Origin of the sequence: Streptomyces herbicida, assembly GCF_032656585.1 — a bacterium.
Taxonomy (GTDB): domain Bacteria; phylum Actinomycetota; class Actinomycetes; order Streptomycetales; family Streptomycetaceae; genus Streptomyces; species Streptomyces herbicida.
The window spans coordinates 1-2,052 of sequence record NZ_JAUYWJ010000078.1 but is presented as its reverse complement, the minus strand read 5'-3'; the positions used below and the strand labels follow the sequence as shown (position 1 = coordinate 2,052).

1 protein-coding gene is annotated in these 2,052 nt (G+C 70.9%); it reads left to right on the top strand.

Translation table 11 applies throughout. The features are described from left to right. Window positions 1-2,052, top strand: a 2,052-nt coding sequence (locus Q8A52_RS48785) for an amino acid adenylation domain-containing protein (protein WP_316765144.1), incomplete at both ends; no start/stop codon positions are given.

Genomic DNA, 2,052 nt, shown 5'->3' with positions numbered 1-2,052 from the left:
ACACCCCCACCGTCCACCTCGACACCCTCGACCTCAGCGACCAACCCACGCACAATCCCACTCCCCAGCTCAGTCCCCATCACCCCGCCTACGTCATCTACACCTCCGGCTCCACCGGACAGCCCAAAGGGGTCGTCATGCCCGCGGGCGCGCTGCTGAACCTCCTGCAATGGCACCACAGGGCGGTGGGCGGCGAACCGGGCACGAGGACCGCGCAGTTCACGGCGATCAGCTTCGACGTGTCCGCGCAGGAGGTGCTGTCGGCCCTGGCCTTCGGCAAGACGCTGGTGATCCCGAACGAGGAGGTCCGCCGCGACGCGGCCAGGTTCGCGGCGTGGCTGGACGAGCAGCGGATCGAGGAGCTGTTTGCGCCGAACCTCGTGCTGGAGGCCCTCGCCGAGGCCGTCGTCGAGCAGGGCCGTACGCTGCCGTGGCTACGGACCGTCGCGCAGGCGGGTGAGGCATTGACGCCGAGCGGCGTCGTCCGCGCGTTCCATCGGTCGGCGCCGGGCCGGGTCCTGCACAACCACTACGGCCCGACCGAGACGCATGTGGTCACGGCGCACACCCTGGGCGACGACCCCGACGACTGGCCGCCGTCCGCGCCCATCGGCCGTCCGATCGCCCGCACTCGTGCCTATGTGCTGGGCACTGGCCTGGAATTGGTGGCGCCCGGCGTAGTGGGCGAACTGTACATCGCGGGCGCCGGCGTGGCCCGGGGGTACCTGGGGCGGCCAGGACTGACCGCTGAGCGGTTCGTCGCCGACCCGTACGCCCCCGAGCCCGGTGGCCGGATGTACCGCACCGGCGACCTGGTGCGCCGTAACACCGACGGCGAACTGGAGTTCATCGGCCGCGCCGACCACCAGGTCAAGATCCGAGGCTTCCGCATCGAACCCGGCGAGATCGAGCACGTCCTCACCGACCACCCCGCCATCACCCAGGCCGCCGTCGTTGCCCGCGAGGACCAGCAGCCCGGCAAGACGCGTCTGGTGGCCTATGTGGTGGCGCCGGAGGCTCTCCGGGCCGAGGACGTCAGGCAGTTCACGCGCGATCGGCTGCCCGAGCACATGGTGCCCTCGGCCGTCGTACTGCTGGAAGAACTCCCCCTGACGGCCAACGGCAAGCTGGACCGGGCCGCCTTGCCGGCGCCGGAGTTCGGGGCGGCCGGGGCCGGGCGCGAAGCACGTACGCCGCAGGAGCAGATCGTGTGCGACCTGTTCGCGCAGGTCCTCGGACTGCCCCGGGCAGGTGTCGACGACGACTTCTTCGAGCTCGGCGGTCACTCCCTGCTGGCCACCCGGCTGATCGCCCGCATCCGGGCCGCCTTCAGCGTCGAGATCGGCCTGCGAACGCTGTTCGAGGCACGTACCGCGGGCGCGGTGGCGGCCCGGCTCGACACGGCGGGGCCGGCGCGGCTCGCCCTGACGAAGCAGCAGCTGCCCGACACGGTGCCGTTGTCCTTCGCCCAGCGCCGGCTGTGGTTCCTGCACAAGATGGAGGGGCCGAGCGCCACGTACAACATCCCGCTGGTCCTGCGGCTGACGGGCGACCTCGACCACGATGCGCTGCGTGCGGCGCTGGGGGACCTGGTGGCCCGGCACGAAAGCCTGCGCACGGTGTTCCCGGAGGTCGACGGCACTCCGTACCAGCAGGTCCTGGACGACGTGGCCGTCGAGCTGCCCGTCACCGGTATCACCGAGGCGGAGCTACCGGACGGGCTGACGTCAGCGGCTCGGCACGCCTTCGACTTGGCGACCGAACCTCCGCTGTACGCCGAGTTGTTCCGCCTCGCGCCCGACCGGTACGTCCTCATCCTCGTGCTGCATCACATCGCGGGTGACGGCTGGTCGCTCGGCCCTCTGGCCGCCGACCTCACCCACGCCTACACCGCCCGCACCCAGGGCCAGGCACCCGACTGGCCACCCCTGCCCGTCCAGTACGCCGACTACACCCTGTGGCAGAACGAACTCCTCGGCGACCAGAACGACCCCGACAGCCTCTTCGCCACCCAGATCACCTACTGGACCAACCAACTCAACGCAATCCCCG